This window comes from Shewanella electrica, from assembly GCF_022321485.1.
GTDB classification, from domain to species: Bacteria; Pseudomonadota; Gammaproteobacteria; order Enterobacterales; family Shewanellaceae; genus Shewanella; species Shewanella electrica.
This window is the reverse complement of the sequence record NZ_JAKOGG010000009.1, coordinates 36,687-62,359: the sequence shown is the minus strand read 5'-3', so window position 1 is coordinate 62,359 and position 25,673 is coordinate 36,687. Positions and strand designations below refer to the sequence as shown.

Sequence of the window (25,673 nt, the reverse complement as noted above, 5' to 3'; positions counted from 1 at the left end):
GGGATAAAAATCGCCATGATTTCAATATGACTGTATGCCCGTCCAGTTTTTAGGCATCGCTCGAAATAGCAAGATTTGAGTGAAATGGATGAAAATTTATAGGCGAGAAAGTCTGTGTTTGACTGCGCCACAGACAACGAGTTAGCTCGTTTTGGGGCAAACAATTCCTAGCACCAGCGACTTCGGCAGAAGATATATTGAATTTGTAATTGTCTTACGTGAAGCGGCTCGTAAATGGGCTTAACCAAAAATTATGTCAGCTTATGGTTTCAGCGACATCAATTATTATCCCACGCCGTCATTTCAGCTAACGCGGCGGCGATGGCCGCCTCCAGATGATGATGCTGCGAATCGCAGTTTTCCGCCGGGCCAGCACAGCGGCTCTCCGCTGACGACCATAATTCATAACCATCATTGCGCTGCGCAATGGTGAGCAACACCGCTAAACCATCAGCATAGGTTTTTTGATAACAGCGGATGATGGGAGCTTCGTTGTCGGTCAGTTCGAGCCAACCGCTCGGTAAAGCCATTGTCATGTTATTTCCTAGTTCAAGCCCAACTTATGGCGTCATACAGCGCGACAGATCAACCGCTTAATGCACCGCTGGCACTGAAAACAGCTGTTCAAAGGCGGCATAAACGGCCAGATGCAACGCATCGCCGTGGTCAAGTTGAGGGAAATACTGAAAGCTCACTTGCAGCTGTGGTGACGCCTGTTTATCAAGTTTTTCAAACAGCTGCTTGGCAAGATTTTCCATCTCCGCGCCCTCTTTGCCCACACCAACAAATACCGCCACCGGTTGTTTAAACGTCGGTAATGGCGCATTGAGCAACGCACCTTGGTTCCACCATAAGCTGGGACTGATGACGATGTAGTTATCAAACAGTTCAGGCCGCTTGAACAGTATTTCAGTGGCGACCAAGCCACCGAGCGATTGCCCAATCAGGGTACGCTGGCCGTTGCTGCGGTAACGCTGTTTGATCAAGGGCTGAATTTCTTCCGCCAGCATTTGTATAAATTTGGCCGAACCGCCCGCAGTAGGAAAATCACGTTGATCCTGCGGATTATTGGGCGCGGCGGTAAAGTCGCGCTTTCGGTCAACATTGGCGATGCCCACCACGATGGATTCGGGCAACATGCCGATCCAAGGATACGCGGCAAATTGGCTCAATCCAGCGATATGTAAAAAGTCTTCATCCATTGAACCATCAAGCAGGTAAATCACTGGGTAGCTTTGCGTGGGATTGTGGGAATAACTCTGGGGCAGATAGATATTGAGTTGGCGCGATTCATTCAGCACGCTCGATGTGAACTGCACACTTTCACCGATGGTTAGCGGCGCAGCGCTGACATCTTGCGCCAGTGCCGAAGCCGCCCAGCAGTGACCAAGTAGCATGATGATAGCGGCATAAAATAGTTTGCTAGCGTTCAATCGTGTTCCCTCAAGCAAGTCATCGCGTTACGGCTATTTAGGCATCAGCGCGAAGTGACCAAAGTGCCACTCTATCACGCTTATGCCTGCGGTTAACCTGCTTGAAGGCGTTTGATTGATTAGAGCTTGAAGCGGCCGACTTCGCTTTGCAGCGCGTGGGCCAACTCCGACAGTTGATGCGCTTTGTGGGTGGACTCTATGGCCCCATCAGACAAGCCTAACGACACTTCGCGAATCGCTTCGGTGTTGCGGTTGATCTCGCTGGTGACCGAGGTTTGTTCCTCTGCGGCGGTGGCAATCTGGCTCGCCATGTCGGAAATCTGGTTAATGGCGCTGTTGATCTGCTGCAAACTGTTGCTGGCGGTTTCCACGTCGCCCACGCTCATTTCGGCCATGCGATGGCTGTTTTCCATCGATGCCACCGCTTTAGAGGCGGTGCGTTGCAAGGTTTCAATCATCGCTTGGATCTCTTGCGTAGAGGCATGGGTACGTTGCGATAACACCCGCACTTCATCCGCTACCACGGCAAAACCGCGACCTTGCTCACCGGCACGGGCAGCCTCAATGGCGGCATTCAACGCCAGCAAGTTGGTCTGTTCCGAAATGCCGCTAATGGTCAGCAAAATGCCGTTGATCTTCTGCGAGTGCTGATTCAGCTCACTGATGATATGACCAGCATTGGATACTTCATCCGCCAGATTGCGAATGGAAGTTTGACTCTTCATCACCTGCTGTTGACCGCTTTCCGCCAGTTTCACCGCATCTTGCGAGGTTTGTGCCGTGAGTTCGGCGTTGCTGGCAATCTCCTCGGTGGCGCTAGCCATTTCTGTTACGGCGGTAGCGACCATGGTGATTTCATCTTGCTGAATGGTGATGTGTTGTTGGTTTTGCTCGGCGGAGCCACGGGCATCCGTCGATTGCGCTCCCAATTGAGTGGCGATGTCACCCATGCGGCTAATCATGCCGTGCAGATGCGCCACAAACAGGTTGAAGCCATGGGCTAACACACCAATTTCGTCATGGGCGTTTTGGGTTTTGATGCTCACGGTGAGATCCCCTGCCCCTTGTGAAATCTCATTCAGCGCGGCGGATACACGCTCAAGATCTTTAAACTGCATTTTAAACACGGCCATCAAGATCAAAGCGAACAACACCAGAAAACCAGCACCCATGGCGATCATCAGCCACGCCAGTTTGGTGGCTTCTGCCATAATGCTGGCTTTATCGATGACGAAAATTAACGACCAGTCGGTGTTAGGAATATCGGCCACATAAAACAGTTTGGTCGAGCCATTAAAATCAAATTGATCTAACTTGTTGGAGCTAGCACGTTGCCGCAGCCAGCTATCAGTAAATTGGCTGCCAAAATCGGTGATGGGTTTGTTGTTCAGCTCCGCTTTGGGATGGCTCACAATCACGCCGTTACGTTGCAGCAAAATACCGTAGCCATCACCGGGCAATGACAGACGGCGTACCGAGTCAGTCAACACGCCGATCTCCACGTTACTGGCAGCAACACCGATGAGTTGACCGTCCTTTTGCACCGGTTGCGCAATAGTAATAACCTGCGTTTTGGTGGTCGCGCTGATGTATGGCGCACTGACAAACAATTTACCGCTCGCTTTCGCCCCTTTGTACCAATCGCGTACCCGTGGGTCATAACCTGCGACGTACAATGATGGGTCTTGGCGGAACATATTGCCCTGTTCATCGCCGTAATAGCTCAAGCCAAAACCTAATGCTTGGTAAGCCTCCATCAGAAACGGTGTCACATCTTGGCCGGGATGGTTTTCAATGGTATTGCCGAGCGATTTCACCGTGTTTTGTCGGTCGTTTACCCAGTTACCCATGCCAGTGGCAAAGGTATCAATTAACGATTGCACCTCGCGCTCGGTCGAACTCATAGCGTTAGAACGAATAAAGTAGGAAGACATCACAACCAACGCCACTACCGTCAGTAACACCATCAACATACTGGAGGCGAGTAGGCGTGTTTTTAGCGTTGTTTTCATGGTTGAAACTCCTAGCGAGAGACACCTAATCAGGTTCGTGCTCAACTGGATGCTACCAATAGATTTGGTAATTTAAGGGAGGATATCGAACAGTATAGAAGAGTTTTCATGGCGCGAAGGCGCATGTACAACTCAGCAGACCATTGTCTTATTTATCGCCTTTGTAAAGACAAACTTAAGGGCAATTTAGCGTTATTTTTCAGCGGTGATTTACCGTGGCGGGAACAAGTTTGCGGCGCTGGTCATTGTGGGCGCATCGCTATCGAGAGTGCATCGAACCATTATTTGGCAATGTCGGGAAGCATTTTGGGGGTAAATAATGGGTCGATGACATTCGCTGTTTTTTGGCGTGAAAATCCCTCCTGTGACCGTTATGAACGGATAATCCCAAGCGATGAAAAGTGAAGCTACAGCCCGCATTACTGTGGGCTGTAGCGTGACACCATGTGATTAAGCGAGTGGCGGTTTTTCACCGTGAAAATGCAGCGGTTTATTGCCGCTCAGCTTGCGCAGTACCACGTAGAACACCGGGGTGAGGAACAAGCCAAAGCAGGTCACACCAATCATGCCGCTAAATACCGCGATGCCCATGGCTTGACGCATTTCAGCACCGGCACCCGATGACAACACCAGCGGTACTACCCCCATGATGAAGGCAATCGAGGTCATCAAAATCGGCCGTAACCGCAACTTACAAGCTTCAATGGCGGCTTGAACAGGCGTCTTGCCACTGAACTCTAATTCGCGGGCAAACTCGACAATCAGAATGGCGTTCTTGGCCGACAGCCCCACCAGCACCATCAAACCGATTTGAGTAAAGATGTTGTTGTCACCGTCAGTGAGCCAGATGCCCACCATCGCCGCCAGCACACTCATCGGCACAATCAATACAATCGCCAATGGCAAGGTCAAACTTTCGTACTGCGCGGCCAGCACTAGGAACACCAACAGAATGGTCAACGGGAACAACCATACCGCTGAGTTACCCGCCAAAATCTGCTGATAGGTCAGTTCTGTCCATTCGAACTCCATACCCGGCGGCAAAGTTTCGGCGGCGACACGTTCAATCGCGGCTTGGGCTTGGCCGGAGGAGTAGCCCGGCGCCGGTGTGCCGTTGATGTCGGCGGTCAAAAAGCCGTTGTAACGCATCACTCGCTCAGGGCCATAGCTGTTATCCACCTTCATGACGGACGCCAGTGGCACCATGTCGCCGTTGATATTGCGCACTTTCAGTTTGCCAATATCTTCCGCATGGGCGCGATACTGCGCATCGGCTTGCACTCGCACGGTATAAGTTCGGCCAAACGCATTGAAATCGTTAACATAAACGGAGCCAAGATAGATCGACAAGGTGTTAAAAATATCGGTCAGTGGTACACCCAACTGCTGCGCTTTGGTACGGTCGATGTCGGCAAACAGCTGCGGTACGTTGAGCTTCCAGTTGCTGTATACGCCTTGTAGTTCAGGCGCTTGCGCCGCTTTGGCAACAAAGTCATTAACCGCTTTATCCATGGCATCAAAGCCAAGTGAGGCGCGGTCTTCCAACTGCAATTTAAAGCCGCCGGTAGTGCCTAAGCCTTGCACGGGTGGCGGTGGAAACATGGCGATAAACGCCTCCTGAATACCGCCAAAGGCTTGGTTCAACTGCGCCGCCACCGCTGCACCGGACTGGTCGGCATGTTGGCGCTGATCAAACGGTTTGAGCACCACAAACACAATGCCGGAGTTCGGGCTGTTGGTGAAACCACTGATCGACAAGCCGGGAAACGCCAAGGTATCTTGCACGTTCGGATTCTTGGCCGCCAGTTCACCCATGCGACGGATCACCGCTTCGGTACGGTCTAACGTGGCGCCATCGGGCAACTGAGCAAACCCCACCAGATATTGTTTGTCCTGCGCGGGCACATAGCCAGTCGGCACGGTTTTCAGCAAGCCACCAGTGACGGCACCTAACCCAACAAACAAGACCAACATCAAACCTTTGTGCGACAACACGTGGTTAACGCCACCTTGATAACGCTCGCTACCACGGTGGAATACGCGGTTAAACAGTTTGAAGAAACGACCAAACAGTTTGTCCATCAAACGGGTTAAGCCGTCTTTCGGCGCATCGTGGCCGCGCAGTAAAATTGCCGCTAACGCTGGCGATAAGGTCAACGAGTTAAACGCCGAGATCACCGTTGAAATAGCAATTGTCACCGCAAACTGGCGATAGAACTGCCCTGTCAAACCGCTGAAAAATGCCAACGGCACAAACACGGCCACCAGCACCAAGGCAATGGCGATAATCGGGCCTGACACTTCGCGCATCGCTTTGTAGGTGGCTTCACGTGCTGACAAACCGGCTTCGATATTGCGCTCGACGTTCTCCACCACCACGATGGCATCATCCACCACAATACCGATGGCTAACACCAGGCCGAACAAGCTCAACGCGTTGATCGACAAGCCCATCAGATTGAGTACCGCAAAAGTACCGACAATCGAAACAGGCACCGCCAGCAAGGGAATGATCGACGCGCGCCATGTTTGCAGGAACAACACTACCACTAACACCACCAGCAGAATCGCTTCCAGCAAGGTGCTGATCACCGACTTAATCGACGCTCGCACAAACTGAGTTGGATCATACGCGATGCGATAACCGACACCTTCTGGCATCTGTTTTTCGGCTTGTGCCATCACCGCGCGCACTTGCTCAGAGATCTCCAGCGCGTTGGAACCCGGCGCTTGGTTAATCCCAATCCCCACCGCAGGTTTGTTGTTCAGCAGTGACCGCAGCGAATAATCCGCCGCGCCCAGCTCGATACGCGCTAAGTCTTTCAAACGGGTGACCGCCCCGCTGCTTGAGGTTTGCACGATGATTTCGCCAAACTCTTCAGGCGTCGACAAACGCCCCTTGGCGTTGACGGACAGCTGTAACTGCACGCCTTGCAAACTTGGGCTGGCACCCACAGTACCGGCCGCGGCTTGAATATTTTGCGCGTTAATCGCGGCCACCACATCGCTGGCAGCGATATGTTGCTGCGCCAGTTTGTCTGGGTCGAGCCACACCCGCATGGCGTACTCGCCGCCACCAAAAATCGCCACATCGCCCACGCCTTTGATGCGGGCCAAATTGTCACGCAGATGCAACAGCGCGTAGTTACGCAGGTAATCCATGCCGTAGCGTTCGTTCGGTGATTGCAGGTGCACCACCATGGTCAGATCTGGCGAGGCTTTGGTGGTGGAAACACCTAAGCGCTGCACTTGTTCCGGCAAGCGTGCTTCGGCTTGCGCCACGCGGTTTTGTACCAGTTGCTGCGCTTTATCGGGATCGGTGCCCAAGGCAAAAATCACGTTCAGCGTCATCGCACCGTCGGTGGTGGCTTGGCTGTTCATGTACAACATGCCTTCGACGCCGTTAATCTGCTCTTCCAGCGGCGCCGCCACGGTTTCGGCAATCACTTTCGGGTTCGCCCCAGGGTAACTGGCTTTCACCACGATGGTCGGCGGCACCACCTCGGGATACTCAGAGATTGGCAGTAGCGGTAGCGATACCAAGCCAGCCAGAAAAATCATTACCGACAGCACACCCGCAAAAATCGGGCGATCGATAAAAAAGCGGGAGATATTCATCAATTACGCGCCCTTATTTGCCATAGTCGTGGCGGCCATCGCCGTGGCGTTATCATCAGCAATCGTCACCGTGACCTTACTGCCGGGACGCACCCGTTGCAGGCCGCTAACAATCACGCGCTCACCCTCATTGAGGCCAGTGCTGATCACCCGTTTGCCCGCCACGATACTGCCGAGGGTGACACTGCGATATTCCACTTGGTTTTGCTGATCCACCACCAGCACATATTTTTTATCTTGGTCGGTGCCAATGGCTGTTTCAGTCAGCAATACGCCTTCGCTTGGCTGTGCTTGGCCGAGACTGACCCGCACAAACTGCCCCGGCAGTAACTGACCGTCGGTGTTGTCGAACACCGCGCGCATATTGAGCGTACCGCTGCCCGCATCCACCATGTTGTTAACCAGTTTTAGCTTGCCCTGCTCGGTAATCGCACCGCCATTGCTTTGCGCCTTCACTGGCACTTGATCAAGCCGCGCTAACTGCTCGCGGCCGTTGCCGAGTTGCGCTAACACGCCAGTGGCGATGGCACTTTCCACATCAAAATTGACGTAAATCGGTGACATAGAAACAATGCTGGTGATGGGGTCTGCGCTATTACCCGCAGCAATCAAATTGCCGGGCGTAAACGCAAGTTTGCCAATGCGGCCAGCAACGGGCGCAGTGACTTGGGTATACGACAGGTTTAACCGTGCCAATGCCAAATCTGCTTTGGCCGCTTGTAGATTGGCCTTGGCCGCATTGGCGGTGTTTTGCAGTTGCTCCATATCGTTTTCAGCAATCAGCTTTTGCTCCCACAAGCGTTTAGCACGTTGGTACTCAAGATGCGCTTGCGCACTTTGTGCCGCAGCCGCAGCTACGGTCGCTTCCGCTTTTTGCTGCTCAGCTTGGAATGGAGCAGGGTCGATGGTCAGCAACAGTTGGCCCTTTTCGACATAAGCGCCCTCTTCAAAGTGCACACTTTGCAGCATGCCAGCGACCCGAGCGCGCACATTGACTTGGTCAATCGCTTCAACGCTGCCGGAGTATTCATGCCACGGCATAAAGTGTTGTTGGTGTACTTGCACCGCCGTCACGGGCACCGCCACGGCGAGTGTTTGGGTTTCTGCCTGCGCGGGCTCACCGGGCAACATGGCGACCATGCCAGAACCCAGTACCCCTGCGGTGGCTAGCGCCAATAAGCGATGGCGTTTGACAAAAGTTGTCACGTTCATCTGTTTGTTTCTCCTGAGATGAAGACAAAAAATTCCCGCTGCTGTTGATGAACAGCAGTGACATTAATGCGTGAGTAAGTGAGTGTTAGTTCAGCGGCTAGCGCCGATGTACGCCGAGGCTAGCGCCAATATGGCTGTGGTTAAGTGCGGCTTTGACCACCAAATCGGCGACACTGCGGCGTGACACCGTGGCCTCTGGATGAATAAAGGTTTCGCCTTTTTGGGTGATGCCATAATTGATGTCATCACGGTCATTGAGCCAAGCGGGGCGCAAAATAGTGTAATCCAGCGCGGAGGCTTCGATGATCTGCGTGGCCTCGCGATACGGCTGTAAAATGCTGCCCAGCGGGTCGCCCGGCACTTCGTCATACACGCCCATTGAGGTGATAAAGATCAGTCGCCGCAGCTCATTAGCTTGCATTGCCGCCACCACATTGTGGGCATGGCCCGCCATATCACCGGACAAATTGGCATACACCACCTCTTGGTTGTGCATCAACTGCTGCAATACCCCAATGTCGCGCACATCCGCCTCAACCAGTTTGATGCGCGGATTGTTGGCAAAAAAACTGTACCGTTTGGCGTTGCGCAGCACTAACGTGAGCTTGACGCCAATCTCTTCTAAAAAGAGATGAATCGCTTGGCGGGCAATCTGTCCTGCGGCACCAAGAATTAAAATGTTGCGCATAATTTGCTGTCTCGCAGGTTCGACCCTATAGAACAAACTTGAGGGGATTAATCGATGAACACAGTTTACTCACTTCTGATTTTTTGATTAGATGGGATAATCTTCTTGAACCTATAAGCATTGCTAATTAATCATGAGCCAAGAAAACTTCAACGATCTGTACGCATTCGTGTGCGTAGCGCAGGAAGGCAGTTTTACCAAAGCCGCCGCCAAGCTGAACGTGTCGCAATCAGCACTCAGCCAAACCGTGCGTAATCTAGAGCAACGTATGGGCATTCGGCTGCTGTCGCGCACCACCCGCAGCGTGGCAACCACCCACGCGGGAGAGCGCTTGTTTGTCAAACTGGCGCCACTGTTTGAAGACGTGACCCAAGAGCTGCAAGACATCAACGAACTGCGCGATTGCCCACGCGGGCTGATCCGTATCACCACCCCAGAATTTGCTATCGAGCATGTGATGTGGCCGGGCGTAAAACGCTTTGTTGAAAAATACCCAGATGTGACCTTGGAGCTGAATGCCGACAACCGTTTGGTGGATATTGTCGGTGAACGTTACGATGCTGGCGTACGGCTGGGCGAAATGCTCGCCAAAGATATGATTGCCATGCCGATCAGCCCTGAGCTACGCATCGCCGTGGTCGGTTCCCCCAGCTATTTTGCCCAACATGGCATACCACGCCACCCGAAAGAACTGATGCAGCATCGCTGCATTAACTGGCGTTTGCCCACCGTCGGCGGCCTGTTGCCATGGGAGTTTGAACGCGACGGCGAGAAGATCAGCATTCGTCCCAACAACAGCTTAATTCTCAATACGTCAACAGCTGGGGTCCGCGCAGCGGTTGATAGCATGGGGCTGTTTTACACCATGGAAGAAGCGGTGCAAGCAGAGCTTGAGAACGGCAGCCTAGTACGAGTGCTGGAAGATTGGTGCGCGCCCTTCCCCGGGTTTTACCTGTATTACCCAAGTCGCCATCACCGCTCACAAGCATTTTCACTGTTTTTGGAAGAGATGCGTTGTAAAGAAGGCCGTTGTAGCTAGCGCTTTAACTGCGTTGGCGCATGTCAAAGTTGTTGCGCTCCATCAAATGTATCGTATACGGCACATATAAATCATTAATGTGTTACGAACACGCAAGAAATCATGCGGCATTCTGGGATGGGCATCAATTATCGCTGACTCCCGCATATGATATCTGTCCTCAGGGACGTAGCGGTGGTGAAGCGACCCAAGCGATGCTCATTCATGGTGATAATCGCTTTAGTCAGCTTGCGGTGTGCATGAAAGCAGCCAGCACATTTTTACTTACGCCTCAGAATGCGACAGATATATTTGACCATCAGATAGATGTGATAGAGAAAAATTGGCAGCGAGTTTGTGATGAAGCAAACGTGAGTCAAGTTGATAAAAACTTATGGTGGCGCAGACAATTCCTCAATCCATATTCTTTAGCGCGTTGATACGGTAGGGCTAACAACACAGCCATTACTGCGCTTCAAACTAAAAAGCCACTTCGACTTTGACAATCGAAGTGGCTTCGCTGGGCGATTAATTTAGATCAAAACGGTCGGCGTTCATCACTTTGGTCCACGCGGCGATGAAGTCTTTGACAAACTTCTCTTGGTTGTCGTCCTGCGCGTAAACTTCTGCGTAGGCACGCAAGATGGAGTTGGAACCAAACACTAAGTCGACCCGGGTGGCGGTCCACTTCACGGCGCCGGTTTTGCGCTCGCAGATGTCATAGCTGTTGCGGCCGGTTGGTTTCCAGCTATAGGACATATCGGTCAGATTGACGAAAAAGTCATTGGTCAGTGCGCCAACACGATCGGTAAATACACCGTGAGCGCTGCCGCCATAGTTACTGCCCAATACCCGCATACCGCCAATAAGCACGGTCATTTCTGGCGCAGTTAGCCCCATCAGTTGTGCTCTATCGAGCAACATCTCTTCAGGTTGCACCACAAAGTGTTGTTGCTGATAGTTGCGGAAACCATCCGCCAGCGGTTCTAGCACCTCAAAAGACTCGATATCAGTTTGCGCAGCGGTGGCATCACCACGCCCCGGTGCGAATGGCACTTCCACGGCAAAACCTGCGGCTTTGGCGGCGGTTTCAACGCCTACATTACCGGCGAGCACTATGGTATCGGCAACGCTGATGCCTGCATCGGCGGCGATTTTTTCCAACACGTTGAGCACCTTGCTCAGCCGTTGTGGTTCATTACCTTGCCAATCTTTTTGCGGCGCTAAGCGAATACGGGCGCCGTTAGCACCACCACGCGCATCGGAGCCACGGAAGGTGCGTGCGCTGTCCCATGCGGTGGCAACCATGTCGGCGACACTGAGACCGCTGGCAGCAATCTTCGCTTTAACGGCGGCGATGTCGTAATCGCTGCGACCTTGCGGCACAGGGTCTTGCCAAATTAAATCTTCTGCGGGCACATCAGGGCCAAAGTAACGCGCTTTTGGCCCCAAATCACGATGGGTAAGTTTAAACCACGCGCGCGCAAATACTTGTTCAAAGTACGCTTGATCGTGATAAAAGCGCTCGGCAATCTTGCGATATTCAGGGTCAACTTTGAGCGCCATATCGGCATCGGTCATCATCGGGTTGTGGCGAATAGCGCCATCTTCCACGTCAACCGGTTTGTCTTGTTCGGCAATATCGATAGGTTCCCATTGGAACGCACCAGCGGGACTTTTTCTGGATTCCCATTCATGTTCCAACAGCATTTTAAAGAAGCCGTTATCCCACTGAGTTGGATGGGTTGTCCAAGCGCCCTCTAGGCCACTGGTGACGGTATTGCGGCCAATGCCGCGCGACTTATGGTTGTTCCAGCCTAAGCCTTGCTCTTCAAGATCAGCGCCTTCCGGATCGGGGCCTAGCTCTGCCGCATCGCCATTGCCGTGGGTTTTGCCGACTGTGTGACCACCGGCAGTTAACGCGACGGTTTCTTCGTCGTTCATCGCCATACGGGCAAAGGTAACGCGCATGTCTTGTACGGTTTTAAGCGGATCTGGCTTGCCATCAACCCCTTCTGGGTTGACATAAATCAGCCCCATCATTACTGCTGCTAGCGGATTTTCGAGATCACGCTCGCCGGAGTAGCGGCTGCCTTCACTGCCGCTGGGGGCTAGCCACTCTTTTTCAGAGCCCCAATAGGTGTCTTTTTCTGGGTGCCAAATATCTTCACGGCCAAAAGCAAAACCAAAGGTTTTTAACCCCATAGATTCATAGGCCATATTGCCCGCAAGAATGATTAAATCTGCCCAGCTGAGCTTGTTACCGTATTTCTTTTTGATCGGCCACAGCAAGCGGCGGGCTTTATCTAAGTTGGCATTGTCGGGCCAAGAGTTGAGTGGCGCAAAACGTTGGTTACCGGTAGCGGCTCCGCCACGGCCATCGGCAATACGGTAACTGCCTGCGGAGTGCCACGCCATGCGGATCATCAAACCGCCGTAGTGTCCCCAGTCAGCGGGCCACCACTCTTGGCTTTCGGTCATTAAGGCTTTGAGATCGTGTTTCAGCGCGGCGACGTCTAGCGACTGCAATGCTTCGCGGTAACTGTAGTCAGCGCCGTAGGGATTAGTTTTGCTGTCGTGCTGATGCAGAATGTCCAAATTAAGTGCTTTTGGCCACCAATCCATCACCGACTTTTCAGCAGAGGTCATGCCTCCGTGCATCACCGGACAAAGTCCCGATGATTTATCACCTTGATTTACCATATTGTCTCCTCTTAGGCTGATCGCCCTATAAATGTTTGAACACCCATAGATATCGAGGGAAGGTGCGCATAAGTCCCATGTATGCTCAATTTAGCCAACTCGACATACACCAGCATGGCGTTGGCACGGCTATTACTCACACATTTAGAATGTTGCAACGACTCGTTTGCACTTTCCTAATACAAGTAGCACAGCGACAGCTTGCTCCTATGCGTTACCAAAAGGAGCCGCTGTTAGCGAACACTGTGAACTACAACGCCCCTAGGGGCTGTTGATCTTTGTCGTTTAATTTTTGTTCAAACTGAACGCGTTATGAACGAGGCGCAGCCTGCGACGCTTAGTAAACTAAGCAAGCTGGGGGCAACAAAGTTCAGGATGCGTTTAAATGAACCCTTCTGGCAGCGACAGAGCGCAATTTATTCAGCGTTAGGTGCTGTTGGTGGAGAATAACTACACGGCACATCACCTGCCTTGCCTAAATCACGCTCTGTCTGCTGCAAAAACAACCTGCAAAGATAAACAGCCCCTAGTATACGGTACGCTAACTTTATTAGACCTTACCCAGACCGCATAAGCCAAAATTGGCAGATTAAATAAAGGATACGAAAGGAATTCGTTCACCTTGATGACAGTCACCACAGAGCACGCTCCCCTGAGCAAGTATAATGCGTGACTGATGATGAGGTCGCGTTAACAGGTCGCTGCGTCAGCACGCGCTAAGTTAGCCACATGCAACGATATTGACCTTATTGAGGAAATTCACCAAAGTGTTCACCCATTTTATTTTCGCCAAGGAATGACGATGAAATTATTTAAGCGGATGATAGCTGGTGTGTTGTTGCTGACTTCTGGTTTAGCGATGGCAGCCACTCCCATCGAAGATCTCAACAATGTTGCGGTACCGACCAAAATTGATGGCACAGTACTGACGTTTGAAGAGGTCCGTAACGCGATTGTGCGCGGCTGTAAAGATCGTGGCTGGAAGCCAGAACTGGTGTCTGAAGGCGTGATTAAAGCGTCGATTTTGGTACGCAACCGCCACCAAGCCGAGGTGAGGATCCCGTTTGATAGCAAAAGCTATTCAATCCAGTACGTTAAATCTGACAACCTTGATTACGACGCGGAAGATCACACCATCCACCGCAACTATAACAAGTGGGTGGTTTATTTAAGCCAGTCGATTCAGAAAGAGTTTGATATCTGATGAAAGCGAGTGCCGATGAGTACCGCACTTAAGTCAGTACTCATCGAGCACCTGCAACGCATCTCGCCGTTACACCGCCCACACAATCAGTGTTCACTCATCTTCAAGCGCTAGCGCTCCCCTGAGATTGCGCTAATTGCTGCTCAATACGTTCCATCGTGCGGCAATATGATAGATAAGCCACCACGCCCGCGAGTACGTTGCCGCACAGTGCACCGATAAACAAACCGGTTAGGCCGTTGAGTTTGGCGCCCAACCACAAGCACGGCAGGAAAAACACAAACAGCCGCAGCGCCGAAATCAGCAGCGCGCGATAAGATTTACCCAAGGCGTTGGATACCGACACCATCAACATGCAGATACCCAGCAACCCCAAACTCACCGGCACAATGGTGAGATGTTGATAGAGAATATGGTCCACCTGCTGATCGCTAGTCATCAACCGCGCCAATGGCCCCGCCAGCGCATAGGCAATCGCAGCAATCACCAGTTGCAACACAAAGATAAATTTCACGGCAATACTCACCAGTTGGCGAATACCTTGGGTATCAGCGGCGCCCAGCATGCGCCCCACCATCGGCGGCACCGACATGGTTAGTGCCAACACCACCACAATAGAGAAAAATTCAAAACGGGAACCCAGCGCCCATGCGGCAACGGCAGCAGTGCCAAAGGTTGCCAGCAATTTGGTGGCGAACATGGAGGACAGCGGCGGGATCAGCTGACTTAACATCGCTGGCCCCATAATATGACCGATATCGGCCAAACTGCGGCCAACGTTGATATCTGACCAATCAAAGTGCATCCAATGTTGGCGATAAACTTTAGGGATCACCAGCAGCACACCAAGACCGAAGGCGATACAGGTGGCAATGGCAGCACCGTTGATGCCCATATCGAGCGTGAAAATAAATAGCGGATCGAGCGCCAAGTTAAACAGGCTGGTGAGCATCATCATCACCCCGGGCAACATGGTGTTACCGTTAGCGCGACAGATGCTGAACAGGAAATACAGCACCGCGCCAATCCACGAACTCACCAACCAGTAAATCCAATAACTATCGATCAGCGCATGGGTAGTTTCTGGCGCACTGAGCAAGGCTAAAATCGGGTAACGCAGCAGATAAATCACCACACAAATCGCAATCACCCCAAGGCTGCCGATGGTGATAACTAAGCCGCCCAGCTGTTTGGCGTAACGCTCTTTGCCTGCGCCAATCGCTTTAGAAATTACCGACGTAGTGGCAATGCCTAAGCCCACTTGCAAACCGATGATCACCATCTGCATCGGCATGGTGAACCCTTGTACCGCCAGCGGCAACACACCTAGTTGGCCGATAAAAGCACTGTCAACCAACTGAAAACTCATCAGCGATAGTACGCCAAACACCATTGGCCAAGTCATATTGAACAAGCGCTTTGCCATAGAAAGCTCAGCGTTGAGGAGATGTGACATATCAATCCAGAATACAGCAGCAGAGAAACACAAGATGCGCCGGGCAGTCGTTGCTTAACACCGCCATCGCCGCAAACAGCTAATTAGCCGTACATGATAACCTGCTTAACCAGCAAAATAACCCCTCAATTCAGCTAATGCTAAGTTGTTGCTGTCAGTAGCTGAACGAAACACATTCTCCACTCGAACATTATTCAGCATCTATGTCACACTAACGGCGTTGACCAAGTTATCGCCAATATGGTCAGGTGAGCCGATAGGAGTGCGGTCATGCTGAAGTTATTGCGGGATTATCTACGCTTAGTGCTGTTTTGTGCCGGGGTGTTGGCTGGCATACAAGTGCCCGGCTTTGTCGATCAATACCATAAGAGCTTGCAAGCCCATCTGGCTGAAGCGCAACAACAGTTGGCTGGTTTCCAACGGGATGCTGACCGCTATTTCAATGGCGACTTGCAACAACTTATCGCCCATTACGCCAACAGCAATGATCCGGTGTTCAGCGCGGGCGGGGTGAATTTGCAACAGTTGGCCGTGCGTCATGAACAACTCGCCCATGCACTGGCACGGTTCAACGGCCATGTGTGGCAACCTTATCAACAAATCGTGCTCGACCCTATCGCCGATATTCGCCAAGAAGTGTGGCAACACTACAGTTATCAGTTACTGTTAAAGCCTGAAGCGATTATCTTTGGTTTATTGTCCGGGCTGCTGATTGCCCTATTGATTGAGTCCTTGTTGAGCGCCTGTTTCTGGTGCATTATCAATGGAATAGGGCGTCTACGTCGGCGGCCAACATCTGTCTAATCTTACACACAACGCGGAGCGTATTTATGATTGCTGTAGGTCAACGTATTCCCGATGCCGTACTCAGTGAACTCACTGCTGACGGCTTAGTAGAACACCAAGTCCGCGAATTATTCGCTCAGAAAAAAGTGGTGTTGTTTGCCGTGCCTGGTGCCTTTACCCCCACCTGTTCTAACGCGCACCTGCCCGGTTTTGTCGCACTGGCGGATGAGATTAAAGCGAAAGGCGTCGATTTGATTGTGTGCGTTGCGGTGAACGATGCGTTTGTGATGAAAGCTTGGGGCGAGCAACAAAATGCCGCAGAACTGCTGATGTTGGGCGATGGCAACGCCGCCTTTACCAAAGCCTTGGGCTTAGATCTGGACACCGGCAGTTTTGGTGGGCCACGTTCGCGCCGTTATTCCATGCTGATTGAAGATGGTGTAGTGCGTGAATTTAATCTGGATGCGCCCAAAGCGTTTGAAGTGAGCGACGCCAAAACCATGTTGGGCAAGCTGTAATCCTATTAGGCTTGCTGCCAGCGCGGCAGCCACACCTTGGCACACAGGCCGCCCTGCGGTCTGTTGCTGAGTTCTACTCGACCATGATGACGCGCAACAATACGGCGAATAATAGCCAGACCTAAACCAGAGCCCATACTGCCACGGGCACTATCCCCCTGCGTAAAGGGTTGAAATAATTGTTCAACTTGCTCAGGCGGAATGCCAGGGCCGTTGTCTTCCACTATAAAATAGCCGCCTTCATCATCACTGCCGCTGCTGATCTGAATCCAACCATTGCCATAACGGCGCGCATTTTCGACCAAATTGCTTAACACCCGTTTGATTGCCACAGCGCTGGCATTCACTTGACCGCAATCACCGAGTTGCAGCGCAATATCGGTGCGATTTTCTGCTTGGGCAACATCATGGATCAGCGCGTTGATATCCACGGCGCTGCGGTCTTGCTGACGGTCGTTACGAATATAAGCGATGAACTGGTTGATGATGGCGTCCATATCTTCGATATCGTTGACGATGCCATCACGCAGATAAGCATCTTGCTCGCTCATCATCTCCGACGCCAAACGGATGCGTGTCAGCGGCGTACGCAAATCGTGCGAGATCCCCGCCATCAGTAGCGCCCGGTCTTGCTCTAACTGCTTCATACTGGCGGCCATCTGGTTGAAGGTATTGGTTACCTCCATAATTTCCGACGACCCCGCCAACGGCAGCGGCTCAGGATATTCGCCGCGTGACACGCCCAACGCGGCATGACGTAAGCGCCGCAGCGGCCGGTTTTGCTGTCTGGCAAACCACCAACCACCGGCGACACTGAGCGCACCGATCACGATCAAATACAGGTTAAGCGGCGATAATGCCTCTTCATTCCACCCATCCAACGGCACTTGGATCCACACCGATGGCGCTTGCGGTGGTTTAATCCAAATCTGCAAACCATGATGTTGCGAGATGCGCACTTCGGCAGCGCCGCCAAGATAGTCAGACATCTGCGATGACAAAAAGCCGTAATAGGTGGTGTCATCAATGCCCGCTTCACGCGCCTGTTTTTGGTTGAAGATCTGCATTTCTCCGCCGTGCACTTTGGCGTTCAATGCATCGACTAAGGTGAGATGTTCGCGGCCGATGTCGACGCCATCGGCAAACAGTAGGTTGATCTGCCGCGCTATCAGCTGGTTAATCTGCTGATAGCTCGGCTTAATAAAATAGATGGTAACGGTGAGGTAGGACACCAATTGATTGATCAGCAATAAGCAGGCAATCAAGGTAACCGTTTGGCTAAAGGCACTACGGGGCAGCAGATATTGCCACCAGCGACGTTTCATTTACGGGTGGCACCGTCTGGCACAAACACGTAACCCAAGCCCCACACAGTTTGAATATAACGCGGGTTGGCTGGGTCTTTTTCGATCAAGCGACGCAAGCGCGATACTTGCACGTCAATCGAGCGCTCCAGTGCTGAGTAATCACGGCCACGGGCCAAGTTCATCAACTTATCACGCGACAGTGGTTCACGCGGATGAGTCACCAACACTTTTAATACGGCAAATTCACCGCTGGTGAGCGCGATAGATTCATCGTGGTGATACATTTCGCGAGTGGCTAAGTTAAGGCTGAATTCGCCAAACTCCACCAGCTCTTCTTGCTGTGATGGTGCACCGGGGATCTCTTGCGCTTGGCGACGCATCACCGCCTTGATACGAGCCAGCAGTTCACGCGGGTTAAATGGTTTTGGCAGGTAATCGTCGGCGCCGAGTTCTAAGCCGATGATACGGTCAACTTCGTCACCTTTGGCGGTCAACATTACAATCGGCAGTGAGCTGCCTTGCTGGCGCAGACGGCGACAGATAGACAAACCATCTTCACCCGGCAACATCAAATCCAGCACTAACAGGTGGAAGTTTTCCCGTTCAAGCAAGCGGTCCATCTGCTCGGCGTTGGCGGCCGCGCGCACTTGAAAACCCTGTTCCATCAGGTAACGCTCCAGCAACGCCCGCAGTCGCATGTCATCATCAACTACCAGAATTTTTGAGGTTTCTTGTCCCATGGAAATGTCCTTCAAGGCGATTTCGACCAAATATAGCCGATTATTGTTACATCATTCGAGGCAACTTTTTGTTGTTAATCGCAAATTTAGCGGTTAACAACACAAAAAACTACCCCGGACTTTGTAACAGCAATTTAAAAGCGACTAAATGACACCAATAACGCCTTGTGGATCACACAGAAGCAAGATCAGCGGCGCTGAGGCTAACCCCTTTGATTTGGGCAAAAACCTGCTCGCCCAGTTGCAGTTGCAACTCATCGAGCGCCCAGCGGGTAATGTTGGCCCACACTACCTTGTTGCCCAATTGCAATTTCAGGCTGACGTGCTGCGAGCTGTCAGTGGCATCAATGGCAGCCAATTTCACCGGTAACACGTTGCGGATACTGGTGGCCTCAGGACGTTCACGACAGACTGACACCTGATTGCTGTGCACCCGCACGCGGAACTGCCCTTCCAACGGCAACAGTTGGTTGACCCAAATAGCAGCGCCATCGGCCACCGCCAGTTGGCTCATTTCATAGGCTGGCAATGTGTTGACCACCTTGGCCGACAGCAGCGAACTTTGCTCCTGCGCCGATTGCCACGGTCGTAGTAGCGGGCTGTCCCATACGCTTTCTAATGGGCCGTTGAGCACCATGCTGCCGTTGTCGATCACCAGCATGTGATCAGCCAGTTGCAAAATCTCATCCAAACTGTGGCTGACGTACACAATCGGTAGTTTCAGTTCATCGGCGAGGCGTTGCAGGTAAGGCAGTAACTCTTTTTTACGCGGTAAGTCGAGCGAGGCCAGCGGCTCATCCATCAGCAGTAGCTCGGGTTCGGTCAGCAAGGCGCGACCAATCGCCACCCGCTGTTTCTCGCCACCGGATAAACCCGCTGGATAACGTTTCAACAGTTTTTCCAACCCCAGCAGTTCGACCACAGTGTCAAAGTTGCCTTGGGTTGGGTGACGCGGGCGACCATAGTTGAGGTTGCCACTGACGCTGTAATGCGGAAACAAGCGCGCATCTTGAAAGACAAAGCCGGTGCCACGCTGCTCTGGCCGTAGATTGATGCGACGACAGGCATCAAACAACACTCTGTCACCCAGCTGCACGCGGCCGGTATCAGGCGTGGCTAAGCCGCCCAAAATATTGACCAGCGAGGTCTTGCCCGCGCCGGAACGACCAAAAATCGCGCTGACACCGTAAGTCGGTAATTCAGCATTGACTTGCAGTAACGTGTCACCTAACTGCTTGGTTACATCGATAGTTAACATTGACCACTTGCCCTCAACTGCACGCGTCGGCCCAACCATTGCGATGCCACCAGTGAAACCAGTGAAATCACAATCGCAATCACACACAAGCGTGCCGCTTGCGCTTCGGCGCCTGGGGTTTCAATAAAGGAATACATCGCTAACGGGATAGTGCGGGTTTCGCCGGGAATGTTCGACACAAAGGTGATGGTGGAACCAAACTCACCTAAACAACGGGCGAACGCTAACACCATACCGGAGACAATCCCCGGTGCGGTGAGCGGCAAACTGATAGTAAAAAACACTTTAAGTCGGCCAGCGCCCAAGGTTCGCGCCGCCAGTTCGAGGCGGGTATCCACCGCCTCAAACGCTTGGCGAATGGCGCGCACCATTAACGGGAATGCCACCACCGCAGCCGCCAGCGCGGCACCGCGCCAACTGAAACTAAAGCTGATACCAAGATATTTATACAGCCAAGCCCCCAGCCAACCGCTACGACCCATGCTGACCAACAACAAATACCCCACGACAACTGGCGGTAACACCAATGGCAGATGGATGATGCCATCCAGCAAGGATTTACCGGGAAAATTACAGCGGGCTAATACCCACGCCACTAAAATCCCGAACGGTAAACTGGCACACACCGCCGTCAACGCCACTTTGAGGCTTAAGGTCAACGCGACAACTTCATACTCGGTTAGCAGGGACATAGATTACTGCACCTTGAAACCGTATTTAACGAAGATAGCTTTGGCGGTATCAGTGGTCAGATAGTCATAAAACGCTTTGCTGCCAGCTGTTGGTTTTTCAGCAATCAGGGCTGCTGGATAAGCGATGGGTTTGTGGCTGGTTTCAGGGAATACTGCGACAGTTTCAACGTCGGCAGACACTAGTGCATCGGTAGCGTACACAATACCAACCGTAGCTTCGCCACGTTCCACCAATGCCAACGCCGCTCGTACGTTGTTAGCACGAGCCAGCAACGGTTCGCTAGCACTCCACAAACCGAGATTTTCCAACGCTTCTTTAGCGTAACGGCCAGCAGGTACGTGGTCAGGATCGCCCACCGCCATACGGCTATCGCCTATCAATTGTGGAATATTCAGTTTGTCGTTAATGGTAACGTCTTTCAAACCACGGCTTTTCGGCGCAATCATCACCAGCGCGTTATGCAGCAGCGTAAAGCGGCTAGCGCTATCTACCGCTTTTTTCTCTACCAGATAATCCATCCATTTCTGGTTAGCAGAAATGAAGACTTCCGCTGGCGCACCCTGCTCGATTTGACGCGCTAAGGTAGATGAAGAAGCAAACGAGAAGCGGGTATTAGTATCGTGTGTTTTATCAAACTCTTGACCGATATCGGTCAACGCATTCGTTAATGATGCAGCGGCAAACACGGTCACTTGTTCTTTTGCCATAGCGGCAAAAGAGAGCGAAGCGGCAATCATGGTGCCCAACAGCAGTTTTATTCCAACTTTCATTCCTGTCGATCCTTGTGAGTGTAGATAACCAAGCGATATATACTAAACTACACAACGATGAACAAGAAGCCGATTGCAGTTTTATGATCAGCGGTAGCCTTTATTGACTAGATCTAGGACAATATTACCCAAGCAATGAATGGACTATCACCTGTATGGATCTAAAAGCGCTTCTCACACTCAACGATGGGCAAAAGCTGTTTGCCAACCCACGCCGCATCAGTTTGCTACAACACTTGCAACGCTCTGGCTCCATTAGCCAAGGCGCACGTGATGCAGGCATTAGCTACAAAGCCGCATGGGACGCCATTAGCGACATGAACACCTGTGCTGGACAAGCCGTGGTGCATAGCGAGAAGGGTGGCAAAGGTGGCGGTGGCGCTAAGCTGACGCCATTTGGTGAGCGGCTGCTACAGCTTTATAGCTTGATGGATCAGATGCAGGATATGGCGCTCACCGCCTTGGTCGATGCCGCAGTGCCCATGGGCAGTTTGCAAGAGCTGATGGCGCATTTCTCATTAGAAACCAGCGCCCGCAATCAACTGCTCGCAGAAGTGACCGAACTACAGGGTGACAGCCTCAGCGATAACCTCAAACTGCGCTTACAGGGCGGCCAAGAAGTGGTGGCCTCAATTACCCACACCAGCACCGCTAAATTGGGCTTAGTGGTTGGCAAAAAAGTGCTGTTGTTGTTCAAAGCACCGTCGGTATCGATTCGCTTGCACAGCGAAGCAGACGGTAACAACTATCTGCGTGGTGTCGTGGTCAGTTTGACCACTGGTGAGCAACGCTCGGAAATCGCGTTGGATATCGGCGGCTCGGATATGGTGTATGCCTCGGTGAACAATCCCACCATTGAGGGCTTTAATTTGGCAGAAGGCGATTACTGCTATGCCAGCTTTACGCCGTCCAACGCCATTATCGCCAGCATGAAATAAGCTTGCTGCTCGCGATAAAAAACACCGCCAAGTTGGCGGTGTTTTTGTTGATAACACTTAGCTTATTGTTGCAGTTCGCCGTTAGGTTTTTCGGCGACGACCATATCCGCGGCTCGCTCAGCGTGCTGTGCCACAGCCGCACCATTGGTTTTCTTGCTAGTGTGCTGCAGCGCTTGTTGGGTAATGGCGGCGCTGCCACCCAGTAGCTGCTCTAAGCCTTCGCCCTGCTTGACTAAGCCCAACTCAGACAACATTGCATCGACCATCGGTGCATTGGCGCGATACTTCAGTGCAGCATTGGTGATCTGCTCAGACAAACTGCCTTCGGCGCTTACGCCGTCAGCCGCACTGGTACTGCTACCTAAGCCGTTATAACCCTGCAAAATCTTGATGCTGTCGATCTGCTCCAAAGGCTTGACCGTTTGAGCGATGATCTCTGGCAGCACTTTAAGGATTTGAATCGCTTTTTGCAGTTCAATCTGTTCTAAACTCAGCACGTTGTCGGCTTCGTTAAGCATGCGCTTACCTTCCGCTTCCACCTCGTAGCTGCGCGCTTTGGCTTCGGCGCGAATACGTTCGGCTTGGGCACTGGCTTCCGCTTCAGTCACTAGCGCTTCGGCGCGCGCTTTGGAGGCGGTGTTTTCCGCTTCGGCCGCCACTTTTACCGCTACCGCTTCACGTTCAGCTTCTTGGCTGGCTTCCAGCACTTCAATCTGTTTCTTACGGTTGGCTTCAGCCAGTTGGCGCGCGGTGATAACCGCTTCTTCCGCTTCAACTTTTTTGCGTTCTTCGCTGGCGGCATCGGCACGAGCAACGGATTCCTCTTTCGATTTAAGCGCCACGGCTACTTGCTTGACCTGTTCGGCCACTTCGACCGCACGTTGCTGCTCAATCTGTTTCTCACGAATGGTTTGCTCTTGATCGATTTTCGACGCTTCAATCGCCTTTTTACGTTCGATTTCACGCTGCTCAATCACCTGCTCTTTTTCAATACGTGCTTGTTGAATAGCGCGTTCCTTGTTGATTTCGGCCACTTCCGACTCACGCGCTTTTTCCGCCGCTTGTTGAGCGATCAGTGTTTTCTGTTCAGCACGGGAAAATTCCAAATCCCGTTGTTGCTCAAGCGAGGCTTGTTCCTTCGCCTTACTGATGTCCAGCGATTGTTTGTCAGCTTCCAAATTGCGGGTTTCAATCTGGATGCGGGTTTGCTGCTCAATATCGTTGGTTTCTTTGCGTTTTTCTTGAATGATGCGGGTCAAACGGGCGCGGCCTTCCGCGTCAAACGCATTGTTGGCATCAAAGTATTCAAGATTCGTTTGGTCAAAACCGGTGAGCGAGACAGATTCCAGCTCCAGCCCGTTTTTCTCCAAGTCGGTAGCGACGTTGTTTTGTACCCGCTGGACAAAGTCGGCCCGCTGCTCATGCATTTCAGTCATGGTCATTTCGGCCGCCACTGCACGCAATACGTCAACGAACTTACCTTCCATCAACTCTTTCACTTGGTCAGAGTCCATGGTGCGATAACCTAAGGTTTGCGCGGCCATGGAGATGCCTTCCGTCGTTGGTGCCACCCGCAGATAAAACTCGGCGCGCACGTCAACGCGCATGCGGTCTTTGGTGATCAATGCTGATTTCAGATCACGCACAACTTCGATACGCAACGTGGTCATATTGACCGGCATCACTTCATGCAGCACTGGCAACACTACGGCACCGCCATCTTTTACCACTTTTTCACCGCCCAAACCGGTACGCACAAACGCGGTTTCTTTGGTGGCGCGTTTATACAACTTGGCGAAAATCAAGCCGATAGCCAACAGCGCTATTACGACCGCGCCAGCAACAATTAACATCAAGCTCAGGTTATCCGTGCCACCTGATTGAACAAATTCGTTCATACATCCTCTTTTAACTTAATGATGAGTGGGAGTTGAGTGCTTTCACAATAAAGTGACGCTTGGTTTTTTCGAGTAAGGCAACTTCAGTACCTGCGGGGATGACACTATCGTCTTCTGGCGCTACTAAGATGTAATGCTTTTGACCATAGTCGTCGACTAACACCGCTTCAGCAGGCAGATCGCGGCGCGCGTTGCCAACAGTAATCCGTGCCGATTTTCCGACAAAGGTGCGATTACTGATAGCTGATGATTCATTTTTAGGGATAAGCCGCGCTAACGGCTGACCAATAAGGCGCGTGAGCAGCACCATCGCCACTATGGCTAACGGCAAGCTGAGATACACAGGCAGCCAACTGCCCCATAAGTTTTGTGCAGTGGCGTTTAACAAATAGCCACTTAGGCTGAAACTGGTTAGTGCCACTATCAACCACACCAGAAAGGGCAGCTTGGCGAAGCACACCCAACCGAGTAGCGCGGTCATGCCGTTGGCAGGGTTAGCGAGCGAAATCTCGGCATCGGCATCTAAATCGAGGTCAACCGGCAGTAACTGGTCAATCAGGTTGCCCAGTGAAAAACCGATCAGCGCGCCAACCCCTTCCACCAGCGCGAGAAACAACATTAAGCAAAGTGCACAACTGAATACAAAATTCTGATCACTTAGCAAAAAGTTATACATATCATCACTCATCCATGCGACATAATATGTCAAATTATCGAAATACCGTAGAAAGTCAACTAAAACATTAAAAATGTCTGAAAACAGTGAAAAACAACTCTAGCGACGTAAGTCGCAGATTGTTATGCAAGGGAATGGCGAATAAGTCGTCACCGCAGGCTGGATTGGTAAGCGCTGGTTGTTCAAGGCTGCTGGCGCTGGGGCATGTGTTACTGCAAGAGAACAGACTCGCCTACGACCACGCAGACGAGTGACGATATTAGGCCAGTGGCGTTTGATAGCTGATTTTATTAATAAACCAGACTTTTTCACCGTCCGGCGTGCGCACTACGGCTTCGTCGTCGACCTCTTTTTTGATCAACGCCCGCGCCATCGGTGCATCAATGGACACATATTGTTTGTGACCATAGATCTCATCGGGGCCGACAATACGAAAGGTTTTCACTTCGCCCTGTTCGCTCTCAACTTCAACCCAGGCACCAAAGAACACTTTGCCCTCTTGCACCGGCGAATATTCGACCACTTTGAGTGCATCCAACCGTTTGCGAAGAAAACGCACCCGCGAGTCAATTTGTCGCAGTAAGCGCTTGTTTTCTTTGTAATCTGCATTTTCTGATCTATCGCCTAAGCTCGCCGCCCACGCCACCTTTTTGGTGATCTCGGGTCGGTACTCGCGCCATAGATGATCGAGTTCCTTGGCTAAGGTGTCGTAACCTTCGGGCGTGATTAGATCTGTTCTCAAGCT

The 25,673-nt window shown here is 52.0% G+C and carries 22 protein-coding genes; 6 read left to right on the top strand and 16 right to left on the bottom strand.

The window, feature by feature from the left end; genetic code table 11:
• Window positions 1-278: 278 nt before the first annotated feature.
• The 6 genes from L9G74_RS13230 to L9G74_RS13205 form a co-directional block, all read right to left on the bottom strand.
• The gene (locus L9G74_RS13230; RefSeq protein WP_238896887.1) at window positions 279-536 is read right to left on the bottom strand and encodes a hypothetical protein; all 258 of its coding nucleotides are present in this window, start codon (window positions 534-536) and stop codon (window positions 279-281) included.
• Window positions 537-593: 57 nt separating this feature from the next.
• Entirely contained in the window at window positions 594-1,433 is an 840-nt protein-coding gene (locus L9G74_RS13225; protein ID WP_238896886.1) for an alpha/beta hydrolase, read from the bottom strand.
• A gap of 119 nt (window positions 1,434-1,552) precedes the next feature.
• Window positions 1,553-3,445: a methyl-accepting chemotaxis protein gene (locus L9G74_RS13220; RefSeq protein WP_238896885.1), complete on the bottom strand. Its 1,893-nt coding sequence runs from the start codon at window positions 3,443-3,445 to the stop codon at window positions 1,553-1,555.
• 450 nt (window positions 3,446-3,895) lie between these two features.
• Complete coding sequence (locus tag L9G74_RS13215; protein WP_238896961.1) at window positions 3,896-7,063, bottom strand: efflux RND transporter permease subunit; 3,168 nt, start codon at window positions 7,061-7,063, stop codon at window positions 3,896-3,898.
• Between the two features lie 3 nt (window positions 7,064-7,066).
• Window positions 7,067-8,275: an efflux RND transporter periplasmic adaptor subunit gene (locus tag L9G74_RS13210; protein WP_238896884.1), complete on the bottom strand. Its 1,209-nt coding sequence runs from the start codon at window positions 8,273-8,275 to the stop codon at window positions 7,067-7,069.
• 97 nt (window positions 8,276-8,372) lie between these two features.
• Entirely contained in the window at window positions 8,373-8,963 is a 591-nt protein-coding gene (locus L9G74_RS13205) for an NAD(P)H-binding protein (protein ID WP_238896883.1), read from the bottom strand.
• A gap of 133 nt (window positions 8,964-9,096) precedes the next feature.
• Here L9G74_RS13205 and L9G74_RS13200 point away from each other — a divergent pair, with 133 nt between their 5' ends.
• Window positions 9,097-10,002, top strand: coding sequence for a LysR family transcriptional regulator (locus L9G74_RS13200; RefSeq protein WP_238896882.1), 906 nt, complete (start codon window positions 9,097-9,099; stop codon window positions 10,000-10,002).
• Window positions 10,003-10,022: 20 nt separating this feature from the next.
• Window positions 10,023-10,421 (top strand): HipA domain-containing protein, encoded by a 399-nt coding sequence (locus tag L9G74_RS13195; RefSeq protein ID WP_238896881.1) that lies wholly within the window; start codon window positions 10,023-10,025, stop codon window positions 10,419-10,421.
• Window positions 10,422-10,509: 88 nt separating this feature from the next.
• Here the strand turns inward: L9G74_RS13195 and katG are convergent, their stop codons facing one another.
• On the bottom strand, window positions 10,510-12,684 hold the full coding sequence (gene katG, locus L9G74_RS13190; RefSeq protein ID WP_238896880.1) for a catalase/peroxidase HPI: 2,175 nt from the start codon (window positions 12,682-12,684) through the stop codon (window positions 10,510-10,512).
• An 802-nt stretch (window positions 12,685-13,486) separates the two neighbouring features.
• Here katG and L9G74_RS13185 point away from each other — a divergent pair.
• Window positions 13,487-13,888 (top strand): hypothetical protein, encoded by a 402-nt coding sequence (locus L9G74_RS13185; RefSeq protein WP_238896879.1) that lies wholly within the window; start codon window positions 13,487-13,489, stop codon window positions 13,886-13,888.
• 103 nt (window positions 13,889-13,991) lie between these two features.
• Here the strand turns inward: L9G74_RS13185 and L9G74_RS13180 are convergent, their stop codons facing one another.
• The gene (locus L9G74_RS13180; RefSeq protein ID WP_238896878.1) at window positions 13,992-15,344 is read right to left on the bottom strand and encodes an MATE family efflux transporter; all 1,353 of its coding nucleotides are present in this window, start codon (window positions 15,342-15,344) and stop codon (window positions 13,992-13,994) included.
• A 270-nt stretch (window positions 15,345-15,614) separates the two neighbouring features.
• Here L9G74_RS13180 and L9G74_RS13175 point away from each other — a divergent pair, with 270 nt between their 5' ends.
• A complete protein-coding gene (locus L9G74_RS13175; RefSeq protein WP_238896877.1) occupies window positions 15,615-16,148 on the top strand; it encodes a DUF2937 family protein in 534 nt (177 codons plus the stop codon).
• Between the two features lie 26 nt (window positions 16,149-16,174).
• Entirely contained in the window at window positions 16,175-16,648 is a 474-nt protein-coding gene (locus tag L9G74_RS13170) for a peroxiredoxin (RefSeq protein WP_238896876.1), read from the top strand.
• A 5-nt stretch (window positions 16,649-16,653) separates the two neighbouring features.
• Here the strand turns inward: L9G74_RS13170 and envZ are convergent, their stop codons facing one another.
• From envZ to modA, 5 genes are all read right to left on the bottom strand, one after another.
• Complete coding sequence (gene envZ, locus L9G74_RS13165) at window positions 16,654-17,973, bottom strand: two-component system sensor histidine kinase EnvZ (RefSeq protein WP_238896875.1); 1,320 nt, start codon at window positions 17,971-17,973, stop codon at window positions 16,654-16,656.
• Window positions 17,970-18,695 (bottom strand): osmolarity response regulator transcription factor OmpR, encoded by a 726-nt coding sequence (gene ompR / locus L9G74_RS13160; RefSeq protein ID WP_238896874.1) that lies wholly within the window; start codon window positions 18,693-18,695, stop codon window positions 17,970-17,972. The genes envZ and ompR overlap by 4 nt, the downstream gene beginning before the upstream one ends.
• A 172-nt stretch (window positions 18,696-18,867) precedes the next feature.
• Window positions 18,868-19,953 carry a molybdenum ABC transporter ATP-binding protein ModC gene (gene modC / locus L9G74_RS13155; RefSeq protein WP_238896873.1) on the bottom strand — a complete coding sequence of 362 codons (1,086 nt, stop codon included), beginning with the start codon at window positions 19,951-19,953 and terminating at the stop codon, window positions 18,868-18,870.
• Window positions 19,947-20,645, bottom strand: a complete 699-nt coding sequence (gene modB, locus L9G74_RS13150; protein WP_238896872.1) for a molybdate ABC transporter permease subunit — start codon at window positions 20,643-20,645, stop codon at window positions 19,947-19,949. The genes modC and modB overlap by 7 nt, the downstream gene beginning before the upstream one ends.
• 3 nt (window positions 20,646-20,648) lie before the next feature.
• The gene (modA, locus tag L9G74_RS13145) at window positions 20,649-21,416 is read right to left on the bottom strand and encodes a molybdate ABC transporter substrate-binding protein (RefSeq protein WP_238896871.1); all 768 of its coding nucleotides are present in this window, start codon (window positions 21,414-21,416) and stop codon (window positions 20,649-20,651) included.
• A 155-nt stretch (window positions 21,417-21,571) separates the two neighbouring features.
• Here modA and L9G74_RS13140 point away from each other — a divergent pair, with 155 nt between their 5' ends.
• Window positions 21,572-22,354: a TOBE domain-containing protein gene (locus L9G74_RS13140; RefSeq protein ID WP_238896870.1), complete on the top strand. Its 783-nt coding sequence runs from the start codon at window positions 21,572-21,574 to the stop codon at window positions 22,352-22,354.
• Between the two features lie 62 nt (window positions 22,355-22,416).
• Here L9G74_RS13140 and L9G74_RS13135 read toward each other — a convergent pair whose 3' ends face one another.
• The 3 genes from L9G74_RS13135 to greB form a co-directional block, all read right to left on the bottom strand.
• Window positions 22,417-24,252, bottom strand: a complete 1,836-nt coding sequence (locus L9G74_RS13135) for a flotillin family protein (RefSeq protein WP_238896869.1) — start codon at window positions 24,250-24,252, stop codon at window positions 22,417-22,419.
• A gap of 10 nt (window positions 24,253-24,262) precedes the next feature.
• Window positions 24,263-24,928: a YqiJ family protein gene (locus tag L9G74_RS13130; protein WP_275297424.1), complete on the bottom strand. Its 666-nt coding sequence runs from the start codon at window positions 24,926-24,928 to the stop codon at window positions 24,263-24,265.
• Between the two features lie 259 nt (window positions 24,929-25,187).
• Complete coding sequence (gene greB, locus L9G74_RS13125) at window positions 25,188-25,670, bottom strand: transcription elongation factor GreB (protein ID WP_238896867.1); 483 nt, start codon at window positions 25,668-25,670, stop codon at window positions 25,188-25,190.
• Between the last annotated feature and the right edge of the window lie 3 nt (window positions 25,671-25,673).